The 6,266-nt window shown below is 43.1% G+C and carries 7 protein-coding genes; 4 read left to right on the forward strand and 3 right to left on the reverse strand.

Translation table 11 applies throughout. The features are described 5' to 3' along the window. On the reverse strand, positions 1-203 hold a 203-nt coding region (locus tag ACT3SX_RS13280), incomplete at its 3' end, for a hypothetical protein (protein WP_444761774.1). A 439-nt stretch (positions 204-642) separates the two neighbouring features. Between ACT3SX_RS13280 and ACT3SX_RS13285 the strand changes: the two genes are divergently transcribed. From ACT3SX_RS13285 to ACT3SX_RS13300, 4 genes are all read left to right on the forward strand, one after another. Then, positions 643-1,797, forward strand: coding sequence for a ChuX/HutX family heme-like substrate-binding protein (locus tag ACT3SX_RS13285; RefSeq protein WP_192518594.1), 1,155 nt, complete (start codon positions 643-645; stop codon positions 1,795-1,797). 98 nt (positions 1,798-1,895) lie between these two features. Then, a complete protein-coding gene (locus ACT3SX_RS13290) occupies positions 1,896-2,783 on the forward strand; it encodes a heme/hemin ABC transporter substrate-binding protein (protein ID WP_225739087.1) in 888 nt (295 codons plus the stop codon). Positions 2,784-2,956: 173 nt separating this feature from the next. After that, positions 2,957-3,943, forward strand: coding sequence for a FecCD family ABC transporter permease (locus ACT3SX_RS13295; protein WP_192518593.1), 987 nt, complete (start codon positions 2,957-2,959; stop codon positions 3,941-3,943). A gap of 14 nt (positions 3,944-3,957) precedes the next feature. Next, complete coding sequence (locus tag ACT3SX_RS13300; protein ID WP_192518592.1) at positions 3,958-4,797, forward strand: ABC transporter ATP-binding protein; 840 nt, start codon at positions 3,958-3,960, stop codon at positions 4,795-4,797. A gap of 150 nt (positions 4,798-4,947) precedes the next feature. Here ACT3SX_RS13300 and ACT3SX_RS13305 read toward each other — a convergent pair whose 3' ends face one another. After that, positions 4,948-5,094 (reverse strand): hypothetical protein, encoded by a 147-nt coding sequence (locus ACT3SX_RS13305; protein WP_192518591.1) that lies wholly within the window; start codon positions 5,092-5,094, stop codon positions 4,948-4,950. Between the two features lie 48 nt (positions 5,095-5,142). Beyond that, positions 5,143-6,144, reverse strand: coding sequence for an LLM class flavin-dependent oxidoreductase (locus ACT3SX_RS13310; RefSeq protein ID WP_192992463.1), 1,002 nt, complete (start codon positions 6,142-6,144; stop codon positions 5,143-5,145). Positions 6,145-6,266: the final 122 nt, after the last annotated feature.

A 6,266-nucleotide genomic window follows, 5' to 3' on the forward strand; every position in this document is an offset into this window, starting at 1 on the left:
TTGGTGTTACTGAGTGATGCCTTTGTTTCTAATGATGCCGCTTGTGCTGATAGTGGTGTCAATACTGATAGGGCTAATGCGATACCAATGGCCAAGGGGTGACGACTAAGTAGTGGTTGACGTATCGCTGCGTTTGCATAATTTGACACTAGGTTTGGTACTGTTTTTCGCGTGATAAGTGATTTGGATGTGAATATAGACATGAGTAAAACCACCACAATAAGAGTAAAAGATAGAAAGAATGTGTCGTCAAAAATATTTTTAGCTAAGATGTGAGCTAAAAAATGGCAGAACATAAACTGACGGCAGGTTACGTAATGAACTAACTTTAGCAACAGAACAGGGGTATATTATTACTAATAAGAATGATTATCAATATGTAAATAATAATTATTATCATTTACATTTTAAGTGAAGATGGTCATAATGTTCCTTATTCTGTGTCAATATGAAAAAAGGCAAACATCATTTACCATCAGAATTCATCGCTTTTTTATTGTCTTTTTTAATGACAAGCCCTATTGGAATGTGTTGAATATTCACAACCAGGCACTTCTATGATCAAACCCGCACATTCCTTCTTAAATAGATAGACACGAAATTATTCGTTGTGTCATTACTGATTATTTTATGGATATTACTATGAGTCGATCACTATCATTAACCCAAAAAAATACCGAGCTTTGGCAACAATATCAAAATAAAAAAACACAAGTTCCGATGCTGTTTCCGACTGAAGGCTCGAAAGCGTTAGGTGTCAGTGAGTTTGAGTTGATGTTAGCGTCACCTTTTAGCCAATATATTGGTGTTCAATACAAAGAGGTTTTGAAGCAGTTTGAGAGCTTCGGTCAAGTAGAGAGTATCGTCAGAAATGGATTGGCTGTGCACGAAAAAACCGCGCAATATCATAATTTAAAGCTTGGTGAAAAGATGGGTTTGGCGCTCAATGTTGGTGGTTTGGATTTGCGCTTTTTTATGTGGCGTTGGCAGCATATGCTTGCCGTTACTGACACCAGCAACCCAGATAAGCTGTCTTATAGTATTCAGTTTTATGATGAGCAGGGTGCAGCAATTGATAAGGTGTATTTACGTGAATTGACTGAGGATAATATCGCGCGCTGGCAAGATATGATTGCACAGCAGTTTGGGACGGTCAGTACTGATGAGCTTACTTTAACGGCACCGACCGCCCTTAAGGGTTGGCAGTATAAGGCGTTGAGCAATGATAAATGTCAAGAGTTACAACAAGGTTGGCTTGGAATGACCGATGTGCATCAGTTTCATGGCTTATTACAAAAGCTAGATATTGATCGTGCCAGTAGTTATCGTCAAGCACCTGCGGGAATGACACAGTCGCTAAATATCGATGCTGTTGCTGCTACTTTTGAGCAGGCACGAGACGCTCAATGTTCTATTATGATCTTTGTGGGTAATAGCGGCATCGTGCAGATTCAAACTGGACAAGTACATACCCTTAAGCGCATAGGCGATTGGTTCAATATTCTTGATAAAAATGAGACTAATTTTACCTTACATTTAAAAGACAAAGGTTTGGCGCAAGCCTGGTGCGTCAAACGTCCGACCAAAGATGGCATCGTGACTTGCATTGAAGGTTTTGATCGTTATGGGACGAGCGTATTTAGTGTGTTTGGTCAGCGTATCGAGGGAACGCCTGAGCTTGAGGCGTGGCAAACCATTGCAGCAGATATCGCTACAGAATATGCAGAAGATAGCCGTGTTGCATCAGACAACCATACAGCCGCTATCGTCTCTGCATCGGCTGAGCAGTTTGCCTAAACTATTTACAGTAATGAGTCACATGCATGATTAATATTGTCATTGCTTAAAGTGTGGTTGCGATTTGCTATTGCTGAATGCTAAAACAAGGAACATTTATGCTGTCCCCGATGTCTTTCTTTTCTACATCTTTATTACCTAATAACGTGCTAAGCGATAAAGTACTAAGCCATAAAAAATATGACTCAAAACGAATCATGGCCGTCACTATGGTTTTAAGTATTGTTGCTATACCATCATTGTCCGCACAAGCTTATGATCGTATTGTGGCTATGAGTCCAGATGTCGCCGATGTCATCGTTGCGCTTGGTGCTACCAATAAGTTGGTTGGTAAAAATGCAACCAATAGCAACCCTGCCTTAAAAAATGTGCCAACAGTCGGTATGCATCGCAATATCACCGCTGAGTCCGTACTGGCAGTCAAGCCCGATTTGGTGCTTGGTAGTTATATGGTGCAACCGTCTAGTGTCTATCAGCGTTTGAATGGTTTAAATGTCAAAGCCGTCAATGTCGCTCCTAAAGAAGATGTAGCTACTTTTATCAGTAGTATTAAGACCATTGGTAATTACGTTGGCAAAAAAACTCAAGGCAACACACTTGCTAATAGCTGGAACAAAGGCATGACACCGATGGCCAAAACGGGTAAGCGTTACTTGCTCAGCTACGATGGCCGTATTGTCGCTGGAAAGGGCACCGTTGGTGATGAGCTCATACGTCGCGCTGGTGGTATCAACGCTGCCAACGTTTCAGGGCTTAAACCATTGTCACGCGAAGGTTGGCTCGCTGCTAAACCTGATGTCATTATCATCGCTGATCATAACAAAGCCGTGGTTGGTGGCGTCGAGAAGTTTAGCCAACGTCCGGAAATTGCGGCCAGTGCTGCAGGTAAAAAGGGTGGGGTATACTTTTGGCCAGCAGATGAGTTTTTACGTTACGGTTTAAACTCACCGAAAGTGCTTAAAAAACTCAATTCAGTCGCAAAATAATTGACGTTTTTGACTATAGTCAAAGAATTTTAAAATGGCTACAAGGCAGCCGACTATAGATCGTACAGACATTACATTTAGGAAGGGTAACGCCGTAACGGTTTAGTAGTTCTCTGACTAACAGCGTAATCTTTAGCATTTAACCTCTTATATTTGATATAACGACACGTCATATGGCAAATACGATTACCGCGGCAGCGCCTGCTCAAGCCCGTAAACATAAATATAGCGTCTATTACATCTTTGCGGCCTTAGCATCATTGCTGCTTATTTGGTTGGGACTCGGTATTGGTTTTGGCGAATGGTCAAATCCTGCTCATCTCGATGAGACTATCTGGCAGCTGCGTTATCCACGGGTGGCGACTGCATTATTGGTTGGTATGGCGTTGTCTGTTAGTGGGGCTGCACTACAAGCCTTATTTGAAAACCCTTTAGCGGATCCCAGTTTAATCGGAACGTCAGGTGGTGCTGCGCTTGGTGTTGTTCTAGTATTGGCATTAGGGTTTGGTGGTATCGGTATACCGCTTGCTGCATTTACCGGTAGTGTGTTGGTGTGTTTATTTATTTTGGCTTGTCATCGGTTTTTGGGTGGTGGTCAAATGGGATTGCTGATTTTAGGCTTTGTCATCAGTGCATTTTGTGCTGCGATCGTGAGTCTTATTTTATTTATGTCTGATGATATGGTCTTGCGCAGTGCGACCAATTGGTTATCTGGCAGTATGGCGGAGGCAGGGTTTGTGCCGCTCCGATATTCTATTATATCTATGGTGCTTGGTTTAGTGATTTTATTACCATTAGGACGGCAGCTGGATGGTCTAATGCTTGGTGAGATGGCGGCAAAGTCTTTAGGTATTAAAGTAGGAGTGGTACGTTGTATGGTGGTTGTCGCGTCTGCATTGCTAACAGGGGCGGCGGTGTCTTTGGCGGGTGTGATTGGTTTTATTGGAATGATGGTACCGAACTTACTTGCTATCTTGTTCGGTGGTGGGCGCATGCGTCTGATGATTTGGTCAGGGTGGCTAGGCGCGATGCTCTTGCTTGTTATTGATGGTATGGCTCGCCACATCGCTTATCCAGTAGATGTGCCTGTTGGTATTGTGCTGGCGCTGCTTGGTGGTCCATTCTTTATTTGGTTGTTTGTCCGTAGTAGCCGTCGTTGATATGAGTGAGACATATGTTTAATTTACCTTTTTCCTTGACGGCAAAAGAGTCGTCTATAAACACAGAAGATAGCTTGCACAATAACACTAGCCAGTTATTGTCCATGAAAAATATTCACATCACTCATGGTGATAAAATACTATTGAGTATTGACGCGCTAGCATTGCCTAGCCAAAAACTGGTTGCTTTTATTGGCCCAAATGGTGCTGGGAAAAGCACGCTGCTGCATTCGATACTAGATCAGCATACGGGTGTCGGTCTTAAGACAGCCGGTCAAATCATGGTTCAAGATCAGCCCATCGCTGAGATACTCAGGCGCGGCCATATCGCTTGGGTTGGACAACACGAACGATTTGAGTTGCCATTAACGGTTCTGGATTATGCCTTGCTTGGCGTGTCACCCAATCTGGCATGGTATCAACATCCAAATGGTAAACATATTAGCCGTGCGCATAATTTACTTCATGATTTTGAGCTGACCTCACTGATTGGTGCTCGTGTACAGACGCTATCAGGTGGCGAAAAACAGCGTTTGGCTATCGTGCGTGCGCTGATGCAAGACACTCAAATTATGATGTTTGATGAACCGACCAATCATTTGGATATTCGTCATCAGCGTTTTTTGTTCCAGTATTTGTCTGATTTGGTTCGATATCAGTGCAGAAGTATCCTTGTTGTGCTGCACGATCTTACGCATGCTCATCGTTATATGGACGAAGTAGTATTGTTAGATGAAGGTCATATTGTGGCACAAGGGACACCTAATGAGGTGATGACTAGTGAACAGCTGAGTGCTGTTTATCAGGTGGATATTAAAGCTCATCAAACTGAAGATGGTTTGGTGTTTGTTTAGTCCGTTTAATATTTAATGTTCAGACTGAGGATACGCTCCAACTAAAAAAACCTCTTTGTCATATAACGATAAAGAGGTTTTTTCTGAAACAGAAAATGCCGTTAGCCGATACCTGATTTCGATACCTAAGCTTGATGCTTAAGTATTAAGCTACTGACGATTGTTACGCTTGTCTTCACGGCGTTGTTTATGCTTTGGACTGGTACGGTAGGTCAAATAACCGCCGATACACATGACTGCGATAAATGCGACAATGTACAAAAATATTGATGAACCAATAAAAGTAGAAGCGTCCATAGTTTTCTTCTTATTAGGGTGTATCAATAATTATGCAAACGTCCTATATCATTGTAAAGTAAACAAATTTAGTTCAGTTGTAAGTTCAAGTGAACGTAGGCGTGCGGCTTGGTTATGAATATTGGCAGTGACAATCAGCTCGTCGGGCTGGTGCGTGGCAACAAAGGCAGCAAGTTTTGGTTTAACGGTTTCGACAGAACCAATAAATGATACCGACAACGCATTGTCTACCATTGTCTTTTCTGCTTGACTCCAGACACTGTCCATATCGTGAGTAGGCTTTGGTATTTGACCTGTTTCACCGCGGCGCAAACGTACAAAGCTTTGCTGCGCTGAGGTAAAGTGGTATTGCGCGGTGGCATCATCATCAGCCAGTAATAAATTTGCCGCGAGCATTACGTAAGGCTTTTCTAAATAAGCCGATGGTTTGAACTGTTCACGGTACGTTGCAAGCGCTTGCGTCAGCATTTGCGGTGCAAAGTGTGAGGCAAACACATAGGGCAGTCCTAGGTGAGCGGCTAGCGATGCGCCAAACGTGGATGATCCTAATATCCAAACTGGCACGTTTGATTTTGCACCTGGAAATGCCTGTACTTGACTGTTATCAGTATTATCACCCAAAAAATACATCAACTCTTGCACATCTTGAGGAAAACGATCAGCATCCTGCATCTGACGGCGTAACGCCTGAAACGTCGCCCCATCAGTACCAGGTGCACGGCCCAAACCCAAGTCAATACGGTCACCATAGAGCGCTTGCAAAGTGCCAAATTGCTCGGCAATCATGAGCGGGGCATGGTTGGGCAGCATAATGCCGCCTGATCCAATACGAATACGCTGGGTTTGGCTGCCAATGTGTGACAACAATACGGACGTGGCTGCACTGGCAATACCAGGCATGTTGTGATGCTCTGCCATCCAATAGCGGTTTAAGCCAGATTTTTCTGCTTGTTGCGCGGTTTGAACCGTTTGGGCAATGCCTTCTGCAATGGTTTTACCCTCAGGTACGGGGGCCAGATCTAAAAATGATAAGGGAATGGTTGTACTCATAAGTCACCTGTTCTATAGAGTTAAAGTCACTCATGACTTTGTTGACAGTCTTATAGGCTGCTCATAACAAAATATTGAGTGCTTGACCCTTAACATAATGGGGCGGTTATTATGAATATAAA

Source organism: Psychrobacter sp. AOP31-B2-9, assembly GCF_052378005.1.
In the GTDB taxonomy this organism is placed as follows: Bacteria; Pseudomonadota; Gammaproteobacteria; order Pseudomonadales; family Moraxellaceae; genus Psychrobacter.

Bases quoted from the DNA above. Each gene is read 5' to 3' on its own strand.
- ACT3SX_RS13285 (WP_192518594.1), top strand. From the start codon at position 643: ATGAGTCGATCACTATCATTAACCCAAAAAAATACCGAGCTTTGGCAA.
- ACT3SX_RS13290 (WP_225739087.1), top strand. From the start codon at position 1,896: ATGCTGTCCCCGATGTCTTTCTTTTCTACATCTTTATTACCTAATAAC.
- ACT3SX_RS13295 (WP_192518593.1), top strand. From the start codon at position 2,957: ATGGCAAATACGATTACCGCGGCAGCGCCTGCTCAAGCCCGTAAACAT.
- ACT3SX_RS13300 (WP_192518592.1), top strand. From the start codon at position 3,958: ATGTTTAATTTACCTTTTTCCTTGACGGCAAAAGAGTCGTCTATAAAC.
- ACT3SX_RS13305 (WP_192518591.1), bottom strand. From the start codon at position 5,094: ATGGACGCTTCTACTTTTATTGGTTCATCAATATTTTTGTACATTGTC.
- ACT3SX_RS13310 (WP_192992463.1), bottom strand. From the start codon at position 6,144: ATGAGTACAACCATTCCCTTATCATTTTTAGATCTGGCCCCCGTACCT.